Consider the following 25,035-nt stretch of genomic DNA (forward strand, 5'->3'; position numbering starts at 1 on the left):
CAGCGCGTCTCGAAGGATCGACGGCCCGACTGGTGGCCGTGCGTCCTTCGAGACGCCTGCTACGCAGGCTCTCAGGATGACGGGTCTGCTTGTCCGAACGCGAAGGCTCCGAACTCAGCCTTGGCCATTCCGCGCATCGAAGTCGTTTCGCGCGCCCTCGATCTCCGGCAGATGCGCGAACGCCCATTCGCCGAGCGCCATCACAGGCACCGCCAGTCCGCGCCCGAGATCGGTCAGCTCGTAGTCGACCCGCGGCGGAATGGTCGGAAACACCGTGCGCGTCACCAGGCCATCGCGCTCCAGGCCGCGCAGCGTCAAGGTCAGCATGCGCTGCGAGATGCCGTTGATCATCCTCTTCAGCTCGTTGAAGCGGCGCGGTCCATCGCGCAGCAGCATGATGACCAGCACGCTCCATTTGTCGCCGACCCGCGACAGCACCGAGGCCACGCCGCGGCAGTCCTGATGCGTCCCGGGGCCACGCGGCAGGCCGGTTTCGGCGGTTACATCGATGTGCTCGGGTTCCATTGGTGTGCTCGGGTTTCAAAAATGTGCGTTCTTGCGGAGATTTAGGGCGGTCACTCATATAGCGCCAGTTACAAACCTATACCAAAGGTGACCCCAGCCATGAAACTTCTGCACATCGATTCCTCGGTCCTCGGCCCTCACTCCGTCAGCCGCCAGGTCTCGGCCGCTGCCGTCGAGCGGCTGCGCCAGGCCAATCCGGGCCTCGTCGTCAGCTACCGCGACCTCAGCCAGACGCCGCTCGCCCACCTCTCCGGCCTGCACCTCGCCGCCAGCCAAGGCGCGGCGCCGGATCCGTCGGTGCGCGACGACATCGCGACCGGCCAAGCGGTGCTGGACGAGTTCCTCGCCGCCGACATCGTCGTGATCGGCGCGCCAATGTACAATTTCACGATTCCGAGCCAGCTCAAGGCCTGGATCGACCGCATCCTGGTCGCGGGCAAGACCTTCAAGTATGGCACCGGCGGCGTCGAGGGATTGGCCGGCAACAAGCGCGTCATCATCGCGATCTCGCGCGGCGGCTATTACGGCGCCGACACGCCGATGGCCGCGCTCGAGCACCTCGAGACCTACCTGCGCGGCGTGTTCGGCTTCATCGGCGTCAGGAATGTCGAGTTCATCCCCGCCGATGGCATCCAGGTCGGCCCCGAGCATCGCGAAAAGGCGGTTGCGGGCGCGCTGCAGGCCGCCGGCAGCCTGAACGCAGCCTGATGTGATTCAAAGTGCCTGCCGTCGCCTGGCGGCGGCAGGCCGTTCAGGTGGACGAACTCAGAACCAGACGCCCTGTATGCCGAGGATGACGGCGACCAGCGAAATCAACAGGCCGATGCCGGAGAACAGCGCGACCGTCACAAACTGCGTCGTATCTGAACTTTCGGATGCGGGCGAAACCGGGATCGACGTCGAAATGCGGGCTGCTTTCGGCATGGCGGCACTCCAAATGATTCCGTGGTGAAAAACTCCCCGCCCAATCAGGAGTCCGGGCAGTACGTCAAAGGTTCAATGCGCGCGATGATAGTCGCAAGCCAAACCGGCCGGTATGAAACGCTTCACACCGGCCGTTCGATACAATGAGAAACAAACCAGAGCGTTTTCGAGCGAAGTGGATACCGGTTCGCGTGAAGAAAACGCGTCAGAATAAAACCAGAGCCGCGTTCCGATTTAATCGGAACGGAAAGGCTCTATCCGCGATAGATCGGCGCGCCCGCCGGTGATGCCGTTGCACCGCCATCGATGAACAGCTCCTGCCCCTGCACATGCGCGGCGTCGTCGGACGCCAGGAACAGCACGGTCTTTGAAATGTGATCGGGCTCGCCGATCCGCCCGAGCGGCGTGGTCTTGCCGATCCGCTGCTCGAAGATCTTCTCGGCCTCGGGCGTCGCGATCGCCGCGCCCCAGATCGGCGTGCGCACCGCGCCCGGCGCCACCACGTTGACGCGGATGTTGCGCGGCGAGAATTCTGACGCCATCACCCGCGCCATCGCGCGCACGCCGGCCTTGCTCGCGGCATAGGCCGAGTAGCCGGGATTGCCGAGCACGGAGATCACCGAGCCGTTGAGAATGATCGATGCGCCGTCGTTGAGGTACGGCGCGACCGCCTGCACCGTGAAGAACACGCCGGTGAGATTGGTCCGGATCACATTCTCGAATGCGGCCAGCGTGGTGCCGCCCACCGGCGTCTGGCCGGGAATGCCGGCATTGGCGAACAGAACGTCATACTTGCCGAACTTCTCGGCGCCCTGCTTCACCGCGGCTTCCAGCGCCGCGACGTCGGTGGCATCAGCCACCACTGCGAGCGCGTTCGGCCCGAGCTCCCTGGATGCCGCCGCAAGCGTCTCCTTGTTGCGCCCGGTGATGACGACCTTGGCGCCCTCCGCCACGAACAGCTTCGCTGTCGCGAGCCCGATGCCGCTGTTGCCGCCGGTGATCAACGCCGTCTTGTTCGCCAGTCTCATTTCCGCCTCCAGTTGGTTGCATTATTAAACTTCTTTGCCTAGCTAAGGCATACGGTTTAATATTGCAACCACACAAGGTCGTGATGGCCCAAACTCCTGGAGACAGCCGGTGAAACGAACCAGCCTTGCAGGCGACAGCTGTCCTGTCGCACGCGCGCTCGACGTGTTCGGCGACTGGTGGTCGCTCCTGATCATCCGCGACGCCAGCCTCGGCCGGCGCCGCTTCGGCGAATTCCAGGCGAGCCTCGGGCTTGCCAAAAACATCCTTGCCACACGGCTGCGCACGCTGGTCGAACGCGGCATCCTGAAGACGGTCCCCGCCTCCGACGGCAGCGCCTATCAGGAATATGTCCTGACGCCGAAGGGCCACGGCATCTTTCCGATCCTGGTCGCGTTGCGGCAATGGACCGAGGAATTCGACGAGCATCCGGACGAGATCGCGACCATCCTGGTCGACCGCGACAAGGGCAAGCCGGTGAAGAAGCTCGCGCTCTATTCGCAGGATGGACGCGTGCTGGGTGCCGCGGATACGACGCTGAAGCCGCGGCCTGCAGCGAAGCGCGCGCGGCGCCTCGTGAGTGCGTAGGACGGGTGTTGCTGGTACGACACGACGGGCAACTCACCAAAAACTTGTCATCCTCGCCCGCGAAAATATTTCGCTTTATCCGAATACGCCTCGCGTCGCGAGGATGCGGATGTATGACTCACATACGACGACCCATATTGGGTGTCGTCCCTGCGAAAGCAGGGACCATAACCACAAATGCGGATTGTTGAACGATGCTGGGACGACGAGTCCCGTTCTCAACACCCGCCGCGGCGTATGGGTCCCGGCCTTCGCCGGGACGACGGCGGTGGATGTGGCGCGAGCTAGCGTTCTTCCTTTCTCCAGGAAGGGTCGCAAATCACGACTTCTGTTTCGCCGCACCGCGCTGTTTGACATCTTGAATTGCGGTCCATCCCCACCGTCGTCCTGGCGAAAGCCAGGACACGACCCTGCTTCCCGTAACGCCCCTCACGACCGCTTCCTTCGGCTGCGCGAGCGCAGCTGCTCGTCGGCCCCCAGGCGGGCCATCGCGAACAGGCGGTCGAGAACTTCGAGTTTGTGGCGCCGGGCGAGTTTGGCGAGTTAGGTCGCGGCGCCTGCGATCAGGACCAGGGCGTCGTCGGGGCCGCCTTCCCCAGCCGTCTCGTCGCCCGCCGGACGCCTTGCGCTTCCGGCCGCCCCCTGTGCTGCTCAAAAGGCCTAATCCGATTCCTACGCTATATATAAAGAGATAAGCCCTTGCCGGCCGCAACTCTAGGACGCATTTTGCAACCCTTGGGATAGAAACTCCACAGCTTGGCGCCTCCCTTCAATATCTGGCGATTTGACAGGGACCGCCCCAGCACCCATGTTCGCCCCGACACGGCGGGCCGCGAGTCTAGCGGAACCCACCTTCAAGTTTTCCCGTAAGCTATTGGAATGACATGAATATCGTCATTGTGGAGTCGCCGGCCAAGGCCAAGACGATCAACAAATATCTGGGGTCCTCCTACGAGGTCCTGGCGTCGTTCGGCCATGTTCGCGACCTCCCGGCCAAGAATGGTTCCGTCGATCCCGACGCCAATTTCCAGATGATCTGGGAGGTCGATGCCAAGGCCGCGAGCCGGCTCAACGACATCGCCAAGGCGCTCAAGGGTGCCGACCGTCTGATCCTCGCAACCGACCCCGATCGCGAGGGCGAGGCGATCTCCTGGCACGTGCTGGAGGTGATGAAGGAGAAGCGCGCGCTGAAGGACCAGAAGGTCGAGCGCGTGGTGTTCAACGCCATCACCAAGCAGGCCGTCTCCGAGGCGATGAAGGCGCCGCGCCAGATCGACGGCGCGCTGGTCGACGCCTATATGGCGCGCCGTGCGCTGGACTATCTGGTCGGCTTCACCCTCTCCCCCGTGCTGTGGCGCAAGCTGCCCGGCGCCCGCTCCGCCGGCCGCGTGCAGTCGGTCGCGCTGCGGCTGGTCTGCGACCGCGAGCTCGAGATCGAGAAGTTCGTTCCGAAGGAGTACTGGTCGCTGGTCGCGACGTTGCTGACGCCGCGCGGCGACGCCTTCGAGGCGCGGCTGGTCGGCGCCGACGGCAAGAAGATCGCACGGCTCGACATTGGCTCCGGCGCGGAAGCCGAGGATTTCAAGAAGGCGATCGAGGCGGCCCTGTTCAAGGTTGCGACCGTCGAGGCCAAGCCGGCGCGGCGCAATCCGCAGGCGCCTTTCACCACCTCGACCCTGCAGCAGGAAGCTAGCCGCAAGCTCGGTTTCGCGCCGGCGCACACCATGCGCATCGCGCAGCGGCTCTATGAGGGCATCGACATCGGCGGCGAGACCACCGGCCTCATCACCTATATGCGAACCGACGGCGTGCAGATCGCACCCGAAGCGATCACGCAGGCGCGCAAGGTGATCGGCGAGGACTATGGCAACGCCTACGTGCCGGACGCCCCGCGCCAGTACCAGGCCAAGGCCAAGAACGCGCAGGAAGCCCACGAAGCGATCCGCCCGACCGATCTGTCGCGTCGCCCGGCCACCATCGGCCGACGGCTCGATGCCGATCAGGCGCGGCTTTATGAATTGATCTGGAAGCGCACCATTGCGAGCCAGATGGAGTCGGCGGAACTCGAGCGCACCACCGTCGACATCGAGGCCAAGGCCGGCTCACGCGTGCTGGAATTGCGCGCCTCCGGCCAGGTCATCAAGTTCGACGGCTTCCTCGCGCTCTATCAGGAAAGCCGCGACGACGAGGAGGACGAGGATTCGCGCCGCCTGCCCGCGATGAGCGAGGGCGAGGCCGTGAAGCGCCAGAGCCTTGCCGTCACCCAGCATTTCACCGAGCCGCCGCCGCGCTTCTCGGAAGCATCATTGGTGAAGCGGATGGAGGAGCTCGGCATCGGCCGCCCCTCGACCTACGCCTCGATCCTGCAGGTCCTGAAGGACCGCGGCTACGTCAAGCTCGAGAAGAAGCGGCTGCACGGCGAAGACAAGGGCCGCGTCGTGGTCGCGTTCCTGGAGAACTTCTTCTCGCGCTACGTCGAATACGACTTCACCGCCGATCTCGAGGAGCAGCTCGACCGCATCTCCAACAATGAGATCGCCTGGCAGCAGGTGCTGCAGGACTTCTGGCGCGGCTTCATCGGCGCGGTCAACGACATCAAGGACCTGCGCGTCGCCGAGGTGCTCGACGCGCTCGACGAGATGCTCGGCCCGCATATCTATCCGCCGCGCGCGGATGGCGGCGACGTCAGGCAATGCCCGACCTGCGGCACCGGCCGGCTCAACCTCAAGGCCGGCAAGTTCGGCGCCTTCGTCGGCTGCTCGAATTATCCGGAATGCCGCTACACCCGTCCGCTCGCGGCCGACAGCGCCGAGAGCGCCGACCGCGTGCTCGGCACCGATCCCGACACCGGCTTCGATGTCACGGTGAAGGCCGGCCGCTTCGGCCCCTACATCCAGCTCGGCGAGCAGAAGGATTACGCCGAAGGCGAGAAGCCGAAGCGCGCGGGCATTCCAAAGGGCACCTCACCGGCCGATGTCGATCTCGAACTGGCACTGAAACTGCTGTCGCTGCCGCGCGAGATAGGCAAGCATCCGGAAACCGGGCAGCCGATCACCGCCGGCCTCGGCCGGTTCGGGCCGTTCGTCAAGCACGAGAAGACTTATGCGAGCCTCGAGGCCGGCGACGAGGTCTTTGATATCGGGTTGAACCGCGCCGTCACGCTGATCGCGGAGAAGATCGCGAAGGGCCCGAGCGGCCGCCGCTTCGGTGCCGATCCCGGCAAGCCGCTCGGCGATCATCCGACGCTCGGCGCGGTCGCGCTGAAGAACGGCCGCTACGGCGCCTATGTCGCGGCGGGCGGCGTCAACGCGACGATCCCGAGCGACCGCACCCCCGACCAGATCACGCTCGCCGAAGCGATCGCGCTGATCGACGAGCGCGCGGCCAAGGGCGGCGGCAAAAAGGCCAAGAAGGCCAAGGCGGAAAAGCCCGCCAAGGCGAAGAAAGCCAAGTCCGAGGCGACCGAGACTGACGGCGACGGCGAGGCCAAGCCCGCCAAGAAGGCTGCGTCGAAGAAAGCCGCGACGAAGCCGAAAACGGATGCGACCAGCAAGGCGCGCGCGCCGGTCGCCTCCGGTGCCAAGACGTCGCCTGCAAAATCATCGGCACCAGCGAAAGCGCCCGCGAAGAAAAGCGCCGGCAAGGCACGAGGATAAGTGAAACGAAAACCCGACCATGGCTTTCCGGGCCGGGACGCCATCGTCGCCTTCATCCGCGCCAATCCAGGCAAGGTCGGCACCCGCGAGATCGCGCGCGAGTTCGGCCTGAAGAACGCCGACCGCGTCGAGCTGAAGCGGATCCTCCGTGAGCTCGCCGACGACGGCACGATTGCCAAGCGCGGCCGCAAGATCCACGAGCCGGCGGCGCTGCCACCGACCCTGCTCGCCGACATCACCGGCCGCGACAGCGACGGCGAGCTGATCGCCACGCCCGCCGAGTGGGACTCGGACGAGAACGGCACCGCCCCGAAAATCCGTATCGAGACGCCGCGGCGGCCGAAGCCCGGCACCACCGCCGGCGTCGGCGACCGCGCGCTGCTGCGCGTCGAAGTCACGGACGAGCAAGACGGCACACCCTATCGCGGCCGCGTCATCAAGGTGATCGATCACGGGCGCACCCGGATCCTCGGCATCTTCCGTCGCAATCCCGATGGCGGCGGGCGCCTGATCCCGGTCGACAAGAAGCAGGCCGGCCGCGAGCTCAACATCGCCAAGGCCGACAGCGGCGGCGCCGAAGACGGCGATCTCATCAGCGTCGACCTGATCCGCACCCGCGGCTACGGCCTCGCCTCCGCCCGCGTCAAGGAGCGGCTCGGTTCGATCGCCAGTGAGAAGGCGATCAGCTTGATCGCGATCAACACCCACGATATCCCGCAGGTGTTCTCCACTTCTGCGCTGCGCGAAGCTGAAGACGCCAAGCCCGCAACCTTGCAGGGCCGCGAGGACTGGCGTGACGTGCCGCTCGTCACCATCGATCCGCCGGATGCCAAGGATCACGACGACGCGGTGCATGCGGAAGTCGATCCCGATCCGAACAACAAGGGCGGCTTCATCGTCCATGTCGCGATCGCCGACGTCGCCTTCTATGTGCGGCCCGGCTCGGCGCTCGACCGCGACGCGCTGCAGCGCGGCAACTCGGTGTATTTCCCTGATCGCGTCGTGCCGATGCTGCCCGAGCGGATCTCCAACGATCTCTGCTCGCTGGTGCCGGGCGAGCCGCGCGGCGCGCTCGCGGTGCGCATGGTGATCGGCGCCGACGGCCGCAAGCGCTCGCATACCTTCCACCGCGTGCTGATGCGCTCGGCTGCGAAGCTACATTATGCGCAGGCGCAGGCCGCGATCGACGGCAGGCCCGATGACACGACGGGCCCTATCCTCGATCCGATCCTGAAGCCGCTGTGGTCGGCCTACGAGCTGGTCAAGCTTGCACGCAACGAGCGCGACCCGCTCGATCTCGATCTGCCCGAGCGCAAGATCCTGCAGAAAGCCGACGGCACCGTCGATCGCGTGATCGTGCCGCAGCGGCTCGACGCGCACCGGCTGATCGAGGAGTTCATGATCCTCGCCAACGTCGCCGCGGCCGAGATGCTGGAGAAGAAGGCGCTGCCGCTGATCTACCGCGTGCACGACGAGCCGAGCCAGGAGAAGGTGCACAACCTGCAGGAATTCCTGAAGACGCTCGACCTGCCCTTCACCAAGCAGGGCGCGCTGCGTCCCACGCAATTCAACCGCGTGCTGGCGCAGGTTGCCGGCGAGGACTACGAGCCGCTGGTCAACGAGGTGGTGCTGCGTTCGCAGGCGCAGGCGGAATACTCCGCCGAGAACTACGGCCATTTCGGCTTGAACCTGCGCCGCTACGCGCACTTCACCTCGCCGATCCGCCGCTATGCCGATCTGATCGTGCATCGCGCGCTGATCCGCGCGCTCGGGCTTGGCGAAGGCGCGTTGCCGACCGATGAAACCGTGGAGACGCTCGCCGAGATCGCCGCGCAGATTTCCGTCACCGAGCGCCGCGCGATGAAGGCGGAGCGTGAGACCACCGACCGCCTGATCGCGCATTTCCTTGCCGATAAGGTCGGCGCCTCGTTCCAGGGCCGCATTTCCGGCGTGACGCGATCCGGCCTGTTCGTGAAGCTCGACGACACCGGCGCCGACGGTCTGATCCCGATCCGCACCATCGGCAGCGAATATTTCAACTACGACGAAACTCGCCACGCGCTCATCGGCACGCGCAGCGGCACCATGTATCGCCTCGGCGACGTCGTCGATGTGCGTCTGGTGGAAGCCGCGCCGATAGCCGGCGCGCTGCGATTTGAGTTATTATCCGATGGTCAGGCAATTCCGCGCGGCAGAAAACGCGACAGCGTAAGGGCCGAGCGCCGTGCCGCCGGATTTGACAAGGGACCGAAACGATCAGGCAAGAAGGCGCACAAGGAGCGGAAATCGCGCAAGAAGGATCGCAAGCCGGCGCAGCAGAAGTCCGGCAAATCGAAGCGAGGCAAGTCATGGAAGTGACACCACCGACAGTGGTCTGGACTCGCGAGGCGGCCGAGCCCGAGAAGCGCGACGTGTGGAGCGCGATGAAGCGCGGGTTCCGCTGCCGCTGTCCGCGCTGCGGAAAAGGCAGACTGTTCCGCAAGTTTCTCAAATGCGACGGCCATTGCCCGGTCTGCGACCTCGACTTCACGCCGCATCGCGCGGACGATCTGCCTGCCTATCTCGTCATCGTTATCGTCGGCCATATCGTGGTACCGATGGCGCTGTGGATCGAGACCAATTATTCGCCGCCGGTGTGGCTGCAACTTGCGATCTATCTGCCGTTCACGCTGTTCGCATCGCTGGCGCTGTTGCAGCCGGTGAAGGGAGCCGTGATCGGCTTGCAATGGGCCCTGCGCATGCATGGCTTTGACGAGAATCCCCCTAGCGACATCCCGCCGGTCTAGCTAAACCGGGCCGCAAGAAGAAATGAAAGGGATGAAATGACTGAAGCTGCCGCGCCCGCCGCTGTCGTCCACCAGGGCGAAAAAGAAGCCGACCATCATGCGTATTTCCGGCCGAAGGATGCGGCGACGCTGATCCTGATCGATCGCTCCGGCGCCAAGCCGAAGGTGCTGGTCGGCAAGCGTCACGACAAGGTCGTGTTCATGCCCGGCAAATTCGTTTTCCCCGGCGGCCGCGTCGACAAGGCCGACAACCGCGTGCCGGTCGCAGCGCCGATCACGCCGGAGCTCGAAGCCAATCTGTTGAAGGGCAGCCCGAAGATCACGCCCGGCCGCGCGCGTGCGCTTGCCAACGCCGCGATCCGCGAGGCGTGCGAAGAGACCGGGCTCTGCCTCGGCCGCAAGGTCGAGAAGCCGCACAAGCTCGACGGGCCCTGGGCACCGTTCGCCGACGCTGGTCTCTTGCCCGATCCGTCCGGCCTGTTCCTGATCGCGCGCGCGATCACCCCGCCCGGCCGCGTCCGCCGCTTCGACACGCGCTTCTTCACTGCCGACGCGTCGACCATCGCGCATCGTGTCGAGGGCGTGGTGCATGCCGATGCCGAGCTGGTCGAGCTGGTCTGGGTCGAGATCGGCTCCGAGCCGCTCGCCGACGCGCATGCCATGACCAAGAACGTGCTCGCCGAGCTCGACCGCCGTCTCGCCACCGGGCCGCTCCGCCACGACGCGCCGGTGCCGTTCTTCCATTTCTACGGCGGCAAGATGCAGAAGGACGTGCTGGGGGCGTAGTATGATCCTCGTCATTCCGAGGCGATCGCAGCATCGAACCCGGAATCCCGAGATTGCGGCGCGAGATTCCGGGTTCATCGCTGCGCGATGCCCCGGAATGACACTGTCGAGAGAGCGGCCAAAAACAAAATAATCTTCCCGATGGCGCGCCGCGAAACGCCTCCCTATCTGTTCCGCTAACGACATCAAGGACGGAACGGGGCAATGGCGAAGCGTCAACTCAAGCTCGGCGCGTTCATGCGGCCGATCAGCATTCACACCGGTGCCTGGCGCTATCCCGGGGCCTGGCCCGACGCCAATTTCAACTTCGACCACATCAAGACGCTGATCCGCAAGCTCGAGGCCGGCAAATTCGACGCCTTCTTCATGGCCGACCATCTTGCCGTGCTGAACATGCCGATCAACGCGCTGAAGCGCAGCCACACCGTGACCTCGTTCGAGCCGTTCACGCTGCTATCGGCGCTCGCCGCCGTGACGGAGAATATCGGCCTGATCGCGACCGGTTCGACCACCTTCGACGAGCCCTATCACGTCGCGCGGCGCTTCGCCTCGCTCGACCACATCTCCGGCGGCCGCGCCGGCTGGAATATCGTCACCACGTCCAATCCGGACGCGGCGCTGAATTTCGGGCTCGACGACCATATGGAGCACGCCGAGCGCTACAAGCGCGCCCGCGAGTTCTACGATGTCGTCACCGGCCTGTGGGATTCGTTCGCCGATGACGCGTTCGTGCGCGACGTCGAGTCCGGACTGTTCGTCGATCCCGACAAGATGCATGTGCTCAATCATAAGGGCAAATATCTCTCGGTCCGCGGTCCGCTGAACATCGCCCGCCCCGTGCAGGGCTGGCCTGTCATCGTGCAGGCCGGCGCTTCCGATGACGGCAGGCAGCTTGCGGCCGAGACCGCGGAAGCCGTGTTCACCGGCGGCGGCAGCCTGGCCGACGGACAGAAGCTCTATGCCGACATCAAGGGCCGCATGGAGAAGATCGGCCGCGATCCCGAGCATCTGAAGATCCTGCCCGGCGCCTTCGTCGTGGTCGGTGACAGCGTCGAAGAAGCAAAAGAGAAGCGCGCGCTGCTCGACAGCCGCGTGCATTACGACAGCGCGATCGCCTCGCTGTCGGTTATCCTCGGCACCGATGCGTCCGGCTTCGATCCCGACGGACAGTTGCCGCCGATCCCCGAAACCAATGCAAGCAAAAGCGGCCGGCAGCGCCTCGTCGATGTCGCGGCGCGCGACAAGCTCACCGTGCGCCAGCTCGCGCAGCGCGTCGGCGGCTATGGCGGGCTCGCCTTCGTCGGCACGCCGCAGACCATCGCCGACCAGATGGAGGAATGGCTGACCGGCCGGGGCAGCGACGGCTTCAACATCATGTTCCCCTATCTGCCGCAGGGCCTGTTCGAGTTCGTCGATAAGGTGGTGCCGGAACTGCAAAAGCGCGGGATTTTCCGCACAGAGTATGAGGGGCGGACCTTGCGCGAGAATTTGGGCCTGCCGCGGCCGAAAAATCAGTTCTTCGAGGGGTAATTAGGCCCGGAATCGGGGTGATCTTGGCTCAGAAATCCTTGACTTTGGGCTGTTTCTGGCTAGTTTCCCGGCCAAACGCGGGCCGATTTGGCCGGCTCCCGAATTCCCCCGATTTTCGAGGTTTTGCACATGGCCAAGGCGGTCACCATCAAGGTCAAGCTCGTGTCGACGGCCGACACCGGCTTCTATTACGTTGCCAAGAAGAATTCGCGCACCATGACGGACAAGCTGGTCAAGAAGAAGTACGATCCGGTCGCGCGCAAGCACGTCGAGTTCAAGGAAGCCAAGATCAAGTAAGATCTGCAGCTTCCGACGTTTCAAACGGGGCCCTCGCGGCCCCGTTTTTGCTTTCTAGGCTTGCGTCATCCCTCATGATTCCCGGACCAGTCCCGGGCGCAGGGCTCAGATGATCGCAACCTTGGACGAGGGAAACGTCGGCGGCTACTCGGTCGCTTACGGCCGCGAGGACATCTACTTTCCGGTCTATGTCACGGCAGCCCTCGCCGCGATTTTTCTGACCGCGACCTGGATCACGGGCGCGATCTATTGGCTGGCGCCGGCGGCGGCAGCGGGCGGCTTCACCTATTACAACATCCCCCTGCTGGAGGCCGGTCGTCCGACGATCGGGGCCAACCAGTACGGCATCTTCATCCAGGCCTTCGGGCTGATCCGCTGGCGCGCTATCACGCGCATCGACCTCGTCGAGATCGCCGAGCGCGCGATGACCGTTCACGAATTGCAGATCGCACTCAGCGGGCCGCTCGGCAGCGCGCTGGTCGCCGATTGGCGCAAGCGGCCGGCCTACCGGCTGCTGATGCGCCTGCCGTGGCGCATGGACCATCGTGGCGTGGTCCGCGTCAATCTGGAGCCATTCGACCGGACGCCCGACGAGATCCACCGGACTTTCCTCAGGATGTGGCGCTATTATCGGAGCTAACCTTTGAACGCCTCATCGCGCAGATGCGCGTCCGCGATCTCTGCATCCGGATTGTGTGTGATCGTCATGAACCAAACGAGGCTGAAGAACAGCGACCACGCTGTGTTCCAATAGAACCAGTTCATCGGATCACCTCGAACAGCTTAGATCCGCGCCAGCCGGCGAAGATCGCCGGCTGCGCGGAATGCCGCCAAAGTCTACTGCACGACCTCGCCGTGCAGTGCCAGATCCAACCCTTCGCGCTCGATGTCCCGCGTCACTCGAAGCCCGACGAAGAGATTGATCACGAACAGGATGATCAGGCTCACCACGGCATCATACACGAAAACCGTCGCGACGCCGATGCATTGATTGAGGAACTGCCCGGGATTTCCTTCCAGAACACCTGCCGTTCCACCATACTGCTCGACCGCGAACACCCCGGTCAGCAGCGCTCCGACGATGCCGCCAAGGGCATGGACACCGAAGCAGTCCAGCGCATCATCGTAGCTGAACATGCGCTTCAAGCCGGTGCATCCCCAGTAGCAGCAGACGCCGGCGGCGATGCCGATCGCGAAAGCGCCGACCGGCCCGACGAAACCGGAGGCCGGCGTGATCGCGACGAGGCCCGCCACGGCACCCGAGCAGATTCCGACGACGGTCGGCTTGCCCTTCAACGCCCATTCCACCAGCATCCAGGTGAAGCCCGCCACCGCCGTGGCGATCTGAGTCACCAGCATGGCCATGCCCGCCTGCATTCCGGCCGTGACAGCGGAGCCGGCGTTGAACCCGAACCAGCCGACCCACAACAGCGAGGCGCCAATGAAGGTCAGCACCATATTGTGCGCCGGCCCCGTCTCGACGCGCTTGCCGAGCATAATGGCGCACATCAGGCCCGCGACGCCGGCGTTGATGTGCACAACGGTGCCGCCGGCGAAATCGAGAACCTTGACATACGCAGCGTCGTTGCCGGCCGAGAATATGCCGTCAGGGCCCCAGACCCAGTGCGCGATCGGCGCATAGACGAAGATCGCCCACAGCCCGATGAACCAGAGCATCGCGGAGAACTTCATCCGCTCGGCAAACGCGCCGGCAATCAGCGCCGGCGTGATGATGGCGAACGTCATCTGGAAGCAGATGTAAACGGACTCGGGGATCGTCGCAGCGAGCGGATTGGGATTGCCGATGCCTCCCTTGCCGATGTCGCTCAGGATGTCCTTGAGGAACAGGCGATCGAGGCCGCCGATGAACGGCGTGCCGGCACGAAACGCCAGACTGTAGGTAAGGACGGCAAACAGGATCGTGACTAGGCAGGTGACCGCGAAGCTAGTCATCACGGTATCGCCGACATTCTTCTTGCGCACCATGCCGCCATAGAACAGGCCGAGCCCCGGGATCGTCATCATCAGGACGAGCGCGACTGACGTGAGCATCCAGGCGGTGTCGCCGGAATTCGGCGTGCACTTCTCGAGGATCTTGCCGCCACAGGCCGGCGGCGCCGCCGCATCCTCGGCCAGCGCAAGATCGCCGAACAGCAGGCAAAGGAACGCCACGCCCAACAAGGCAACCACGATTCTCACGAGCTTCTGGCGCGTGTGTGTCGCAGACTCCATCATCGACCTCCCATCACAAGAGAAATGCTGGCGTTCGGAATGGGCGCGGCGCGTTCGCAGCGTGAGCGCCGAAGGACAGCGCGCGTCCGGCTATCGGGATGTCTCGAAGTGCCGCAGTGCGGGTGGCGGGATGCAGCGAAGTCGCAGCGGCATCAGGCCCGACGCAGGGCACAAGGGCCTCCTGCTCGGCGGCGCGGCAAAGGCCGTGGTGCGCGGATGCCTGGAGAATGACGGCGACTAGCCCCATCGCGGCCAGCCCTTCCCAAAGTCCCCAGGCCGGAACCCTCAGCGAGGCTTTCCGGCACGATTTCTAGCCAAATTGAAACAAGATTCGTGCCACCACTGCGCGCCGCGTAACACTTTGAAAACGCTATTGCTTCGATCCGCGGCCGGAACAGCATCGCGCTCCATTGCACGCTCTTGCGGCAAGTGGCCGGTCAAAAACTAGGCGGCATCTGGCGACTGCCCTCGCAAGGAGCAGCCGCCAGCTTCGCAGGGAGTCTGAAAGCTAAGCGGTCTTGAGCAGTGGCGGTTGCGCCGGCCGGATCAGCGCGAAGGCGAGCTGGATGATGCCGCCGGCGAGGCCCAGCGCGACGCCGATGCGCCAGGCCATGGTGTAGGAGCCGAGCGAATCGTAGATCAGCCCTCCTCCGTAAGCGCCGAGGAAGCTGCCGACCTGGTGGCTCATGAAGGCGAGGCCCTGGATCATCGCCTGCCAGCGCAAGCCGAACATCTCGGCCACCGCGCCCGCGACCAGCGGACCGACACCCATCCAGAGGAAGCCCATGATCGCGCCGAACAGCAGCGTCGAGCCGGGCGTTGCCGGCAGCATGAAGTACCAGGCGAGCGCCAGCGAGCGCACGATGTAGATCGCGCCGAGCAGCGCCAGCTTGTTCCAGCGCTGGCCGGCCCAGCCGAAGAACAGCGAGCCCAGCACGTTGAAGCCGCCGATCATGCCGAGCGTCTGCGCGCTCAGCATCGGATCGAGCCCGCAGATCGCGAGATACGACGGCAGATGCGTGGTGAGGAAGACGAGCTGCATGCCGCAGACCATGTAGGCGCAGGTCATCACCACGAAGGCTGCGTTGCCGAACGCGGTCTTCGCCGCCGTCGCCGCGGTGGCGTTGCCGATGTCGTCGCCAGCGGGCTTCGGCAGCGGAATCTTGTCGACGCGCCCGGCGTACAACGCCGCCGGGATCATGAAGATCGAGAGAATGACAAAGCCGGCAAGTCCGACGCGCCAACCGAAACCCTCATTGAGCATCTGGCCGATCGGCGCCGACAGCAGCGCGCCGAGCGAGCCCGCGGCGGAGACCATGCCGAGCACTGTCGAGCGTACCGTCTCCGGCACCGCGCGCGCCGAGACCGACATTGCGATCGCATTCGCGGTGCAGGCGAGCGAAAGGCCGATCAGGACACCGGCGCCGATCATGATGGCAACGAGCCCATGCGCCGTCGTCATCAGCACGAGGCCCGCGATGTAGGCCAGCGCGCCGACCACCATGATCGGGCGAAAGCCGTAACGCACCGTCATCGCGCCGGCGACCGGCTGCAGAAAACCCCAGGCGAGGTTCTGCACCGCGAGCGCCAGCGTGAAGTGGGATATCGAGATGCCGATGTCGTGCGTCAGCGGCTGCATGAAGATGCCGAGGCTCTGCCGCAGCCCCATGCTCAGCGTGAGCATGATGGAGGCGCCGATCAGGATGGGAAGGGTGGGACGCAGGACCTGCAACAGGGGCATTGTTCTTATTCTCCCATACGGCACGGCACGCGTGCCATGGCCTGCGATTCATGCATGTTTTGGTTACACAGACCTGTGCACTTAGGCTATACAGGGGGCCGACTGTCAAGCGAAGAGGATCACGGCTGGCGCATGGCTTCCCCGCCTCCCAAACAGACCATGAAGGAGCGGATCCTCGAGACCGCTGACAGACTGTTCTACCTGCAAGGCATTCGCGCCATCGGCGTCGACACCATCGCGGCCGAGATCGGCATCAGCAAGCGCACGCTCTACAACCACTTCCCGTCGAAGGACGCGCTGATCGAAGCCTATCTGCAACGCCGCTTCGTGCAGCCGCGTCCCTCCGACAAGCCGCCGGCCGAGCAGATTCTCGCAACCTTCGATTCGCTGGAGCGGCGCTTCTCGGCGAAGGATTTTCGCGGCTGCCCGTTCGTGAACGCGGTGGCCGAGCTCGGGCCGGAGGACGAGGATCGCACCTTCAGGAACATCGCAATCGCCTTCAAGGAAAGCCGCCGGCTCTGGTTTCGCGATCTGCTGCGGCGGCTCGGCGTCGCCGATGCCGAGGGACTTGCGACCCAGCTCACGCTGCTGGTCGATGGCTCGATCGCGCAGGATCTGGTGCGCGACGATCCGGCGATGGCGCGCGCGGCCAAGGAAGCCGCGCGCGTGTTGCTGGCAAATGCAGGCGTCAAGGTCGGCAGCCCCGCCCCCGCCGGCAAGAAACGCGCCGGATAAATCCGGTTGCGTGCGGAAGTCAGGTTTGGTTGTTAACACCGACCGCAGGCCACGGCATTCCCGGCTGGATATTCCGTCCGGCGAGATTGCGCGAAGACCTGCTACTTAGAAGACTTGCGGCACAACAGGGGAAACGACCATGGAAGATCTGAAGGTGACGGCCACCGGCTATGATTTCGCGCCGGCGCGCGCGGCCATGCAGCGCTACATCGACAACGATCTCCTGTCCGGCATCTCCTGGACGGTTCTGGTCGGGCGCGACATCGCTGACACGGGCTGCGTCGGATGGGCCGACAAGGAAGCGCAGATTCCGTTGCGCACCGATCACATCTTCCGCGTCTTCTCCAACACCAAGCTGATCACCTCCTGCGCGGCGCTGCTGCTGGTCGAGGAAGGCCGCTTCCGGCTCGACGATCCGATCGAGACCTTCATCCCGCAACTCAGAAACCGCAAGGTGCTGCGGCCGGGCGCGACGTCGATCGACGACACCGAACCGGCGCAGCGGTCGATCACCATTCGCCATCTGCTGAGCCACTCGGCCGGCCTCAGCTACGGCCTGTTCGATCCGGGCACACCGATCTTCAAGGCCTACAACGAGCGCAAGATCCTCAATCCGATGACGACGCTCGCCGACATGGTCGACGGTCTGTCCGATCTGCCGCTGGTGTTCCATCCCGGCTCGTCGTGGGAATATTCCGTTGCCATCGACGTGGTCGCACGGCTGGTCGAGGTGGTGAGCGGCCAGCCGTTCGACAAATTCATCAAGGCGCGCATCCTCGATCCGCTCGGCATGGTCGACACCGGCTTCCATGTTCCGGAGAAGGATCACAACCGGCTCGTCGCCTATTACGCCGGCGCCGATCTGATGGACCCGATGAAGCCCGGGCTGACGCGCACCGACAACGCGCCCTATCCTGGCGCCTATCTGCGCCCGGTGCCGCGCTTCAATGGCGGCGGCGGCCTCGTCTCGACGCTGCATGACATGGTCGCACTGATCCGCAGCCTGCTGCCCGGCGGACCGACGCTGCTGAAGCCGGAGACGATCGCAGAGGCGATGACCAACCAGCTCACGCCGGGCCAATGGATCCGCTTTGCGATGATGGGCGAGCAGCCCGGCAAGACCTACGGTCTCGCCGGCGGACTGATCCTCAACCCCTCCCCGATCGATCATCCCGACGCCGCCGGCGAGCTCTATTGGGGCGGCGTCGCAGGCACGCAGTGGTGGATTTCGCCCAAAACGGGCATCGCCGGCGTCATGATGGCGCAGCGCCAGATGGCGTTCGTCCATCCGTTCTCGTTCGAGTTCAAGCGGATGGCCTATGACGCGGTGAGACGCGGCCGCTAAGGGCACTTCGTAGCCCGGATGGAGCGCAGCGAAATCCGGGAAGCTGGTGCAAGCGGCGCGATACCCCGGATTGCGCTTCGCTGCATCCGGGCTACGAGATCGCGCTACGCTGCCGCAGACACCACGCGGTTGCGGCCGTCATGCTTGGCGCGATAGAGCGCAGTGTCGGCGCGCTTGAGCACATCGGTGACCTGCTCGCCCTTGCGCTCCAGCGTGGTGAGACCGATCGAGATCGTGACGGTGATCCGCTTGCCGCCCTTGTCGACGGTGAAGGGCTCGCCCGCGATCGAGCGGCGCAGCCGCTCGGCGACCATCCCGGCGACATGCAAGTCGGTCTCGGGCATCACGATCACGAACTCCTCGCCGCCATAGCGGCAGGCAAGATCGATGCCGCGGATCGACTTGCGGATACGGACGGCGAATTCGCGCAGCACATCATCGCCGGCATCGTGGCCGTAGGTGTCGTTGATCGCCTTGAAGTAGTCGATGTCGAGGATCATCAGCGCCAGCGGCTTGCCGCGGATCGAGGCCTGCTCCGCCAGCGTCGCGAGGTGGCTTTCCATGTAGCGCCGGTTGTTGAGACCGGTCAGCGCATCCGTGATCGCCATCTCGATCGAGTTCTGCACATTGTCGCGCAGATGATCGGTGTAGCGGCGGCGGCGGATCTGCGTGCGCGCACGCGCCAAGAGCTCGTTCTTGTCGACCGGACGCAGCAGATAGTCGTTGACGCCGATCTCGAGCCCGCGCATCAGCCGCGTGTTGTTGTCGGCATCCGAGATGGCGAGGATCGGGACCTGGCGCGTGCGCTCCAGCGAGCGGGCCTGGCTGCACAGCCGCAGGCCGTCGTAATTGTCGAGGCTGAGCGACACGATCAGCAAGTCGTAATTGCCCTCGGCGGCGTGGAACAAGGCTTCCGACGGATTGATCTCGACGTCGACGTTGTGTTCGGCGGAGAGGATCGGCGCCAGTTTCTCGTAGGACGACGGCCGGTCGTCGACGAGGAGAATGCGGCCGCCGGTGCCCTTGTCGGCGATCGCGCTGCGCTCGGGCGCCTGCATGCCGATCTCGAGCGAGGTGATGGCGCGCATGCGCAGTTCGTCGGTCATCATCTTCAGCCGCGTCAGCGAGCGCACGCGCGCGATCAGCACGACGTCGGACACCGGCTTGGTCAGGAAGTCATCGGCGCCGGCTTCAAGGCCGCGCACGCGATCGGCCGGGCTGTCGAGCGCAGTGACGATGACGACCGGAATGAAATGGGTCGCCGGATTCGACTTCAGCCGGCGGCAGACCTCGAAGCCGTCCATGTCAGGCATCATGACATCGAGCAGGATGATGTCGCATTCGGCGCGTGCGCAAATTTCCAGTGCCTCGGTCCCGTTGGAGGCAGTCAACACATCGAAATATTCGGCTGACAGACGGGCTTCCAACAACTTGACGTTCGCCGGAACGTCGTCGACCACGAGGATACGCGCGGACATTGCACCACAACTCCCCTATCCGATAAAGCGTCGGACAGTCTCAATAAATTTGCCGACCGAGATCGGCTTGGACAAATAGGCTTCGCAGCCGCCCTCGCGGATACGTTCTTCGTCGCCCTTCATGGCGAAGGCGGTGACCGCGACCACCGGAATTGCGCGCAGATCGGGATCGTCCTTGATCCAGCGCGTGACCTCCAGGCCGGAAACCTGGGGTAGCTGGATGTCCATCAGGATGAGGTCGGGGCGCAGCTTGCGGACGAGGTCGAGCGCTTCGAAGCCATTGCTGGTGCCCGAAGTCTGATAGCCGTGCGCTTCCAACAGATCGCGAAAGAGCTTCATGTTGAGCTCGTTGTCCTCCACGATCAGGACGGTTTTGGCCATCCCGTCCCTCCCAAACCCAGGAGACGGGCCCGGCTGCGGTACCTCACGCACCGCGCTCGGGGCGCGTCGAAAATGTGAATTCAAACTAGCGCCAGAATCGCTCTAACCCGTTAACCCGAAGTCCAACTTCCGCAGCGTGGTTTCCGTTGCTTGAACACATGAGGAAGACTCGGGCATGATGGGCCCCTCAATAGAGACCATAAGTTAACGGAAAGGCAAACCGGCGCGTTGAAAAAGCCTGTTCACAACCCCCGGGAAGTTGCTGAAATCGTTGCGATTCAGGCGCTCGGCTTCATTGCCGGCGATCCCGAGCGGCTGGGCCTGTTCCTGGCTGAAACCGGAATCGGTCCAGAGACGCTGCGGAACGCCGCGTCCAACCCTCAATTTCTTGCGAGCGTGCTCGATTTCGTGATGCGCGACGACGCCACCGTGAAGGCGTTTGCCAGGGCCTCGGAACTGCACCCGACCAATATCGCCGCCGCCCATCAGGCGCTGGGCGACCCGAAATGGGAGCGCGACGTGCCGTGACGACGGCAGCGGCAGCTTCCGACGGCCCCCTCAGTTTCTGCCGAGACTGCCTCGGCGACCTCGATATCAAGGTGAAGCGATGCAGCCATTGCGGCTCGCCGCGGCTGGTGCGTCATCGCGCCCTGCCCGCACTGGCGCTGGCGCACATCGACTGCGACGCGTTCTATGCCACCGTCGAGAAGCGCGACAATCCCGAGATCGCCGACCGCCCGGTCATCATCGGCGGCGGCAAGCGCGGCGTCGTGTCGGCCGCCTGTTACATCGCCCGCACCTATGGCGTCCGCTCGGCGATGCCGATGTTCAAGGCGCTGGAACTCTGCCCGGATGCGACCGTGATTCCGCCGGACATGGCGAAGTATGTCCGGGTCGGGCGCGAGGTGCGGCAGGCGATGCAGGCGCTGACGCCGCTGGTCGAGCCGCTGTCGATCGACGAAGCCTTCCTCGATCTCGCCGGCACGCAGCGCGTCCACGGCATGATCCCGGCCAAGGTGCTCGCCAAATTCGCCCGCGATGTCGAGCGCGACATCGGCATCACGGTGTCGGTCGGGCTGTCCTGCAACAAGTTCCTCGCCAAGATCGCTTCCGACCTCGACAAGCCGAGGGGCTTTGCCGCGCTCGACCAGGACGAGGCGCGCGAGATGCTGGCGAGCAAGCCGGTCGGGTTCATCTACGGCGTTGGCCCTGCGACCCAGGAGAAGCTGGTGCAGCGCGGTTTCCGCGTCATCGCCGACCTGCAGCGCGCCGACGAGAACGAATTGATGAAGCAGTTCGCGAGCGAAGGCCGTAGGCTGTGGCGGCTGGCGCGCGGCATCGACGACCGGAGCGTGGTGGCCGATCGCGGCGCCAAGACGATCTCGAGCGAGACCACCTTCGAGACCGACATCCGCGACTTCGCAACGCTGGAAAGACTGCTCTGGAAACTGTCCGAGAAAGTCTCGGCGCGGCTGAAGACCAGCGAGCTCTCGGGCTGTACCATCACGCTGAAGCTGAAGACCGCGGACTTCCGCCAGCGTACCCGTTCGCAATCGATCCAGACCCCAACCCAGCTTGCCGCCAAGATCTTTGCGGTGTCGCGCGAGATGCTCGCGAAGGAAATCGACGGCACCGCCTTCCGCCTGATGGGCACCGGCGTCAGCGCGCTGCGCCCGGGCGCGCAGGCCAACGATTCCGACATGCTCGACCGCCGCTCGGCGCACGCCGAACGCGCGATGGACAATCTGCGCAGGAAATTCGGCAATGCCGCCGTGATCAGGGGCATTGCCTATGAGGGGCCGCAGAAGAGCGCGGAGGAGTAATTCATCGTTGACGTCATCCCCGCGCAAAGGCCTCGCCTTTGTCGCTGGAGGCGTGAGCGGAGCGAGCCTTGAAGGATGACCGGAAAGCCTCGGGCCGTCGCCCTTCGAGACGCGCGCGATGCGCGCTCCTCAGGGTGACGGTACTCAGCGTCACGATGCCCTTCTCAATCCGCGACCGCAACCGCCTCGATCTCAATCAGCCATTCCGGCGCCGCGAGCGCGGTGACACCGACCAGCGTAGAGGCCGGCGGCTCCATGCCCTCGAAGAACGCCGAGCGTGCCTTACCGATGATGGGACGGAGTTCCGGCTTGTAGCCGACGACGAAGGTCGTGATCTTCACGATATTGGAATAGCTGGCTCCGGCGGCCTTCAGCGCCATGCCGAGGTTCTGCATCACCTGCGTCGTCTGCGCGGCGAGATCGCCGGCGCCGACCACGCGGCCCTCCTCGTCGACGGAGACCTGTCCCGAAATGTAGATCGTGCGCGCGCCGGAGGCGACGACGACGTGGGAGTAAGCCGGATTGTGATGCAGGCCGCTGGGGCGAAGGTGGTTGAGCTCGCTCATGAGGTGCCTCCCTGACACGCGTGTTTGTGGGAAGCCTACTCGTGCCGGACGGTTCCGGCCAGTGCGGTGTCGTGGAGTGCTCGGGCTTGCTCCGCCGTCGTCCCGACGAAAGCCGGGACCCATCCACCGAAGGTGATTGTTGTGCGACGCTGGGGCCACAGCCCCCTTCAACAACTCAACCCTGTAGTTATGGGTCCCGGGTCCCGCTTCGCTTGCCCGGGACGACGCTGAGTGGGTGGCGATAGCCAGCCCTCACTTGCAGGGCTTGGAATCCCTGACGTCGAACTTGTCCAGCGCGCCCGAGATCACGAAATCGTTGTAGTCCAGCACCAGCGCACGGGAGACGCCGTTCTCGTACAGCTCGAACGACATCGCGTAGACCGGCGTCTGCTCGCCGTCCTTCGCGCGCGCGTCGCTGTCGTAATAGCTCACCGTCACCGGCCAGCGCGTCATGGCCTTCATCGCATTGCTCGCCGTCGACGGATCGGGCGATGACGGCGCGCGGTCGCCTGTGATCGGCCGGCCGATCACGGTCAGCGTGTTGTAGATCTTCTCGCCGTTGTCGGAGCCGTCATAGACGGTCTGCTCGAGCACCGACTTGCCGTCGCGGGCGGCAGCGATGATGTGCTGGATCTGCTCGGTCGGGAACACGATCTTGCCGTCGATATTGAACGTCTTCTTGACCGGCTGGGTCAGCTTCACGGTGATATGATCGCCGACCCGCTCGGCGATGCCGTCGACCGGCGACGATTCGCTGTCGTTCATCCGCGTGTCGATCTTGAAGCGGTAGCTTTTGCCGGCCGCGTCCTCCCAGGACGTGGAGCGAAGATCGGACAGCGTCACCTTGCCCTCGCCGCTGTCGAGCTCGGACACCTGGCGGAATTCGGAGGTGTAGCCTTCGCAGGAGTTGCCGGAGAAATTGTAGAGGATGCGCCCGCGCGCATCGCTGACCGAGTTGGAGCCGCGCGATTTCACCAGGCTGAGGTCGTAGAGCGCCTGATGCGCGAGAAACGGCCCGCTTGCCGCAGCGACCGCGGGCCCCTGAACCAGGTCGGATCCTGCGGCAACGGCGATCGCAAACACCAGGGCACGCGACGGAGTCCGGAACGGCAGGGTCATGTGGTTTCCTCAAGGAGGCAGGGATTCGCCACAATAGTGACGGTGGTATTGCGCCGCAACTGGGGCAAGTCTGACAAAATGGCAATGTATGCAGCGAAATTGCCGTCATTTTCGGCACCTTTCCGTGCGATTCGGCACGTCATGGCCGCGTTGTCCTCACCTTACCGTCGCTTGCAACCGGCGGCACGATGCGCGAAACAATCGAAACAAACTTGGCCCTGACCGCGTTTCAGGCTTCGTGCAATCCAATTGGGGGACCAAAAATGGCGGGTACCGTCGAACAAAAACTGGCGTCACAGGGCATCACACTTCCCGAGCCGACCTCCCCGGTCGCAAACTATGTCCCCTTCGTCCGCAGCGGAAACCTGCTGTTCGTGTCCGGCCAGGTCTGCTTCAACGCCGAGGGCAAGCTGATCGCCAAGGGCAAGCTCGGCGCCGGCGTCACGCTCGAACAGGGCGCCGCTGCCGCGCGCGGCTGCGCAATCAATCTGCTGGCCCAGATCAAGGCCGCGCTCGGCGACCTCGACAAGGTCGTGCGCGTGGTGCGGCTCGGCGGATTCATCAATTCGGCGCCCGACTTCTTTGACGGGCCGAAGGTGCTGAACGGCGCCTCCGACCTGATGGTCGAAGCATTCGGCGACAAGGGCCGCCATGCCCGCACCACCGTCGGCGTCGCCTCGCTGCCCGCGGACGCTGCGGTCGAAGTCGAAGGCGTGTTCGAAGTCGCCTGATCGATGCGCGCTCCTGATTGGCTGACGAAACGGCCGGTCGCCCATCGCGGCCTGCACGATGCCGCACGCGGCATCATCGAGAACATGCCGGCCGCGGCCACCGCCGCGGTCGCCGGCAACTTCGCCATCGAGTGCGATATCCAGCTCACCGCCGACGGCGAGGCCATGGTGCATCACGACGATGCGCTCGGCCGCCTCACCGAGGGGGCGGGCCTGCTGGCAACCAGGACGGCGGCCGAACTGAAGGCCGTCAAGTTCAAGGACACCGCCGAGCAGATGATGACGCTCGGCGATCTCTGCGCGCTGGTCGCCGGCCGCGTGCCGCTGGTGGTCGAGGTGAAGAGCCATTTCGACGGCGACCGCAAGCTGGTGCGGCGGATGGCCGAGGTGCTGGCGTCCTATTCCGGCCCGGTGGTCGGCATGTCCTTCGATCCCGACCAGGTGCTGGCGCTGCGCGAGATCATGCCGAACCTGCCGCGCGGCATCACCGCCCAGCGCACCTATGACGACGGCCATTGGGACAAGCTGACGCCGGCACAGCGCGACAGCATGCTATACCTGCGGCACGGCTTTACGACCGAGCCGCATTTCGTCGCCTATTGGGTCAACCAGCTGCCGGCACCGGAGCCGTGGATCGCCCGCAACGTGTTCGGCTGTGCGCTGCTGGCCTGGACCGTGCGGACGGTGGAACAGCGCGAGCGCGCGGCGCGCTACGCCGACCAGATGATTTTCGAGGGGTTCGTGCCGGGAACCTGACATGTCCGAG

25 protein-coding genes are annotated in these 25,035 nt (G+C 64.7%); 15 read left to right on the forward strand and 10 right to left on the reverse strand.

Features of this window, described 5'->3' with window-relative positions; genetic code table 11:
- Positions 1–114 precede the first annotated feature (114 nt).
- Positions 115–525, reverse strand: a complete 411-nt coding sequence (locus ACVI1L_RS37100; protein WP_456785116.1) for a winged helix-turn-helix transcriptional regulator — start codon at positions 523–525, stop codon at positions 115–117.
- Positions 526–624: 99 nt separating this feature from the next.
- On the opposite strand from ACVI1L_RS37100, the gene ACVI1L_RS37105 reads away from it, so the two are divergent.
- Positions 625–1,233, forward strand: coding sequence for an FMN-dependent NADH-azoreductase (locus ACVI1L_RS37105; protein ID WP_076834471.1), 609 nt, complete (start codon positions 625–627; stop codon positions 1,231–1,233).
- 57 nt (positions 1,234–1,290) lie between these two features.
- Here the strand turns inward: ACVI1L_RS37105 and ACVI1L_RS37110 are convergent, their stop codons facing one another.
- Positions 1,291–1,449 carry a hypothetical protein gene (locus tag ACVI1L_RS37110; RefSeq protein ID WP_092078167.1) on the reverse strand — a complete coding sequence of 53 codons (159 nt, stop codon included), beginning with the start codon at positions 1,447–1,449 and terminating at the stop codon, positions 1,291–1,293.
- A gap of 254 nt (positions 1,450–1,703) precedes the next feature.
- Positions 1,704–2,477 carry an SDR family NAD(P)-dependent oxidoreductase gene (locus ACVI1L_RS37115; protein ID WP_229163205.1) on the reverse strand — a complete coding sequence of 258 codons (774 nt, stop codon included), beginning with the start codon at positions 2,475–2,477 and terminating at the stop codon, positions 1,704–1,706.
- Positions 2,478–2,586: 109 nt separating this feature from the next.
- Here ACVI1L_RS37115 and ACVI1L_RS37120 point away from each other — a divergent pair, with 109 nt between their 5' ends.
- From ACVI1L_RS37120 to ACVI1L_RS37155, 8 genes are all read left to right on the forward strand, one after another.
- Positions 2,587–3,063 carry a winged helix-turn-helix transcriptional regulator gene (locus tag ACVI1L_RS37120; protein ID WP_057020794.1) on the forward strand — a complete coding sequence of 159 codons (477 nt, stop codon included), beginning with the start codon at positions 2,587–2,589 and terminating at the stop codon, positions 3,061–3,063.
- Positions 3,064–3,947: 884 nt separating this feature from the next.
- On the forward strand, positions 3,948–6,719 hold the full coding sequence (gene topA / locus ACVI1L_RS37125) for a type I DNA topoisomerase (RefSeq protein ID WP_456785117.1): 2,772 nt from the start codon (positions 3,948–3,950) through the stop codon (positions 6,717–6,719).
- Positions 6,720–9,077 (forward strand): ribonuclease R, encoded by a 2,358-nt coding sequence (rnr, locus tag ACVI1L_RS37130; RefSeq protein WP_456785118.1) that lies wholly within the window; start codon positions 6,720–6,722, stop codon positions 9,075–9,077. It begins immediately after the preceding gene.
- On the forward strand, positions 9,068–9,505 hold the full coding sequence (locus ACVI1L_RS37135; protein ID WP_018271985.1) for a DUF983 domain-containing protein: 438 nt from the start codon (positions 9,068–9,070) through the stop codon (positions 9,503–9,505). The genes rnr and ACVI1L_RS37135 overlap by 10 nt, the downstream gene beginning before the upstream one ends.
- A gap of 36 nt (positions 9,506–9,541) precedes the next feature.
- Entirely contained in the window at positions 9,542–10,291 is a 750-nt protein-coding gene (locus tag ACVI1L_RS37140) for an NUDIX hydrolase (RefSeq protein ID WP_141342741.1), read from the forward strand.
- 204 nt (positions 10,292–10,495) lie between these two features.
- A complete protein-coding gene (locus ACVI1L_RS37145; protein ID WP_057020797.1) occupies positions 10,496–11,821 on the forward strand; it encodes an LLM class flavin-dependent oxidoreductase in 1,326 nt (441 codons plus the stop codon).
- A gap of 129 nt (positions 11,822–11,950) precedes the next feature.
- Positions 11,951–12,118: a 50S ribosomal protein L33 gene (gene rpmG / locus ACVI1L_RS37150; protein ID WP_018271988.1), complete on the forward strand. Its 168-nt coding sequence runs from the start codon at positions 11,951–11,953 to the stop codon at positions 12,116–12,118.
- 109 nt (positions 12,119–12,227) lie between these two features.
- Entirely contained in the window at positions 12,228–12,758 is a 531-nt protein-coding gene (locus ACVI1L_RS37155; protein ID WP_028341027.1) for a hypothetical protein, read from the forward strand.
- On the opposite strand, the gene ACVI1L_RS37160 is transcribed toward ACVI1L_RS37155, so the two are convergent.
- The 3 genes from ACVI1L_RS37160 to ACVI1L_RS37170 form a co-directional block, all read right to left on the reverse strand.
- The gene (locus tag ACVI1L_RS37160) at positions 12,755–12,883 is read right to left on the reverse strand and encodes a hypothetical protein (RefSeq protein ID WP_256520374.1); all 129 of its coding nucleotides are present in this window, start codon (positions 12,881–12,883) and stop codon (positions 12,755–12,757) included. The two genes, ACVI1L_RS37155 and ACVI1L_RS37160, sit on opposite strands and share 4 nt — an antisense overlap.
- A gap of 72 nt (positions 12,884–12,955) precedes the next feature.
- Positions 12,956–14,353 (reverse strand): ammonium transporter, encoded by a 1,398-nt coding sequence (locus tag ACVI1L_RS37165; protein WP_076834484.1) that lies wholly within the window; start codon positions 14,351–14,353, stop codon positions 12,956–12,958.
- Positions 14,354–14,858: 505 nt separating this feature from the next.
- On the reverse strand, positions 14,859–16,091 hold the full coding sequence (locus ACVI1L_RS37170) for an MFS transporter (protein ID WP_456785119.1): 1,233 nt from the start codon (positions 16,089–16,091) through the stop codon (positions 14,859–14,861).
- 132 nt (positions 16,092–16,223) lie between these two features.
- Between ACVI1L_RS37170 and ACVI1L_RS37175 the strand changes: the two genes are divergently transcribed.
- Positions 16,224–16,826, forward strand: coding sequence for a TetR/AcrR family transcriptional regulator (locus ACVI1L_RS37175; protein WP_253590038.1), 603 nt, complete (start codon positions 16,224–16,226; stop codon positions 16,824–16,826).
- Between the two features lie 139 nt (positions 16,827–16,965).
- Positions 16,966–18,171, forward strand: a complete 1,206-nt coding sequence (locus tag ACVI1L_RS37180; protein ID WP_233475617.1) for a serine hydrolase domain-containing protein — start codon at positions 16,966–16,968, stop codon at positions 18,169–18,171.
- Between the two features lie 104 nt (positions 18,172–18,275).
- Here the strand turns inward: ACVI1L_RS37180 and ACVI1L_RS37185 are convergent, their stop codons facing one another.
- Entirely contained in the window at positions 18,276–19,649 is a 1,374-nt protein-coding gene (locus tag ACVI1L_RS37185; RefSeq protein WP_168857442.1) for a PleD family two-component system response regulator, read from the reverse strand.
- Positions 19,650–19,664: 15 nt separating this feature from the next.
- Complete coding sequence (locus ACVI1L_RS37190; RefSeq protein WP_028336390.1) at positions 19,665–20,030, reverse strand: response regulator; 366 nt, start codon at positions 20,028–20,030, stop codon at positions 19,665–19,667.
- 228 nt (positions 20,031–20,258) lie between these two features.
- Here ACVI1L_RS37190 and ACVI1L_RS37195 point away from each other — a divergent pair, with 228 nt between their 5' ends.
- Both ACVI1L_RS37195 and ACVI1L_RS37200 read left to right on the forward strand, forming a co-directional pair.
- Positions 20,259–20,558, forward strand: coding sequence for a DUF3572 domain-containing protein (locus ACVI1L_RS37195; protein ID WP_076834488.1), 300 nt, complete (start codon positions 20,259–20,261; stop codon positions 20,556–20,558).
- Positions 20,537–21,853 carry a DNA polymerase IV gene (locus ACVI1L_RS37200; protein ID WP_456785120.1) on the forward strand — a complete coding sequence of 439 codons (1,317 nt, stop codon included), beginning with the start codon at positions 20,537–20,539 and terminating at the stop codon, positions 21,851–21,853. Before ACVI1L_RS37195 ends, ACVI1L_RS37200 begins: the two co-directional genes overlap by 22 nt.
- Positions 21,854–22,017: 164 nt before the next feature.
- On the opposite strand, the gene ACVI1L_RS37205 is transcribed toward ACVI1L_RS37200, so the two are convergent.
- Together ACVI1L_RS37205 and ACVI1L_RS37210 are read right to left on the reverse strand one after the other, a co-directional pair.
- Positions 22,018–22,419, reverse strand: coding sequence for a RidA family protein (locus ACVI1L_RS37205; RefSeq protein WP_038388572.1), 402 nt, complete (start codon positions 22,417–22,419; stop codon positions 22,018–22,020).
- 252 nt (positions 22,420–22,671) lie between these two features.
- On the reverse strand, positions 22,672–23,538 hold the full coding sequence (locus ACVI1L_RS37210) for a cell envelope integrity EipB family protein (protein WP_456785121.1): 867 nt from the start codon (positions 23,536–23,538) through the stop codon (positions 22,672–22,674).
- A gap of 263 nt (positions 23,539–23,801) precedes the next feature.
- Here ACVI1L_RS37210 and ACVI1L_RS37215 point away from each other — a divergent pair, with 263 nt between their 5' ends.
- Together ACVI1L_RS37215 and ACVI1L_RS37220 are read left to right on the forward strand one after the other, a co-directional pair.
- Positions 23,802–24,269, forward strand: coding sequence for a RidA family protein (locus ACVI1L_RS37215; RefSeq protein WP_016845428.1), 468 nt, complete (start codon positions 23,802–23,804; stop codon positions 24,267–24,269).
- Positions 24,270–24,272: 3 nt separating this feature from the next.
- The gene (locus tag ACVI1L_RS37220) at positions 24,273–25,025 is read left to right on the forward strand and encodes a glycerophosphodiester phosphodiesterase (RefSeq protein ID WP_076834494.1); all 753 of its coding nucleotides are present in this window, start codon (positions 24,273–24,275) and stop codon (positions 25,023–25,025) included.
- Positions 25,026–25,035: the final 10 nt, after the last annotated feature.

This window comes from Bradyrhizobium sp. USDA 4516, from assembly GCF_054055915.1.

Coding starts and splice junctions, on each gene's coding strand:
- ACVI1L_RS37100 (WP_456785116.1), bottom strand. CDS start 525: ATGGAACCCGAGCACATCGATGTAACCGCCGAAACCGGCCTGCCGCGT.
- ACVI1L_RS37105 (WP_076834471.1), top strand. CDS start 625: ATGAAACTTCTGCACATCGATTCCTCGGTCCTCGGCCCTCACTCCGTC.
- ACVI1L_RS37110 (WP_092078167.1), bottom strand. CDS start 1,449: ATGCCGAAAGCAGCCCGCATTTCGACGTCGATCCCGGTTTCGCCCGCA.
- ACVI1L_RS37115 (WP_229163205.1), bottom strand. CDS start 2,477: ATGAGACTGGCGAACAAGACGGCGTTGATCACCGGCGGCAACAGCGGC.
- topA (WP_456785117.1), top strand. CDS start 3,948: ATGAATATCGTCATTGTGGAGTCGCCGGCCAAGGCCAAGACGATCAAC.
- ACVI1L_RS37135 (WP_018271985.1), top strand. CDS start 9,068: ATGGAAGTGACACCACCGACAGTGGTCTGGACTCGCGAGGCGGCCGAG.
- ACVI1L_RS37140 (WP_141342741.1), top strand. CDS start 9,542: ATGACTGAAGCTGCCGCGCCCGCCGCTGTCGTCCACCAGGGCGAAAAA.
- ACVI1L_RS37145 (WP_057020797.1), top strand. CDS start 10,496: ATGGCGAAGCGTCAACTCAAGCTCGGCGCGTTCATGCGGCCGATCAGC.
- rpmG (WP_018271988.1), top strand. CDS start 11,951: ATGGCCAAGGCGGTCACCATCAAGGTCAAGCTCGTGTCGACGGCCGAC.
- ACVI1L_RS37155 (WP_028341027.1), top strand. CDS start 12,228: ATGATCGCAACCTTGGACGAGGGAAACGTCGGCGGCTACTCGGTCGCT.
- ACVI1L_RS37160 (WP_256520374.1), bottom strand. CDS start 12,883: ATGAACTGGTTCTATTGGAACACAGCGTGGTCGCTGTTCTTCAGCCTC.
- ACVI1L_RS37165 (WP_076834484.1), bottom strand. CDS start 14,353: ATGATGGAGTCTGCGACACACACGCGCCAGAAGCTCGTGAGAATCGTG.
- ACVI1L_RS37170 (WP_456785119.1), bottom strand. CDS start 16,091: ATGCCCCTGTTGCAGGTCCTGCGTCCCACCCTTCCCATCCTGATCGGC.
- ACVI1L_RS37175 (WP_253590038.1), top strand. CDS start 16,224: ATGGCTTCCCCGCCTCCCAAACAGACCATGAAGGAGCGGATCCTCGAG.
- ACVI1L_RS37180 (WP_233475617.1), top strand. CDS start 16,966: ATGGAAGATCTGAAGGTGACGGCCACCGGCTATGATTTCGCGCCGGCG.
- ACVI1L_RS37185 (WP_168857442.1), bottom strand. CDS start 19,649: ATGTCCGCGCGTATCCTCGTGGTCGACGACGTTCCGGCGAACGTCAAG.
- ACVI1L_RS37190 (WP_028336390.1), bottom strand. CDS start 20,030: ATGGCCAAAACCGTCCTGATCGTGGAGGACAACGAGCTCAACATGAAG.
- ACVI1L_RS37200 (WP_456785120.1), top strand. CDS start 20,537: ATGGGAGCGCGACGTGCCGTGACGACGGCAGCGGCAGCTTCCGACGGC.
- ACVI1L_RS37205 (WP_038388572.1), bottom strand. CDS start 22,419: ATGAGCGAGCTCAACCACCTTCGCCCCAGCGGCCTGCATCACAATCCG.
- ACVI1L_RS37210 (WP_456785121.1), bottom strand. CDS start 23,538: ATGACCCTGCCGTTCCGGACTCCGTCGCGTGCCCTGGTGTTTGCGATC.
- ACVI1L_RS37215 (WP_016845428.1), top strand. CDS start 23,802: ATGGCGGGTACCGTCGAACAAAAACTGGCGTCACAGGGCATCACACTT.
- ACVI1L_RS37220 (WP_076834494.1), top strand. CDS start 24,273: ATGCGCGCTCCTGATTGGCTGACGAAACGGCCGGTCGCCCATCGCGGC.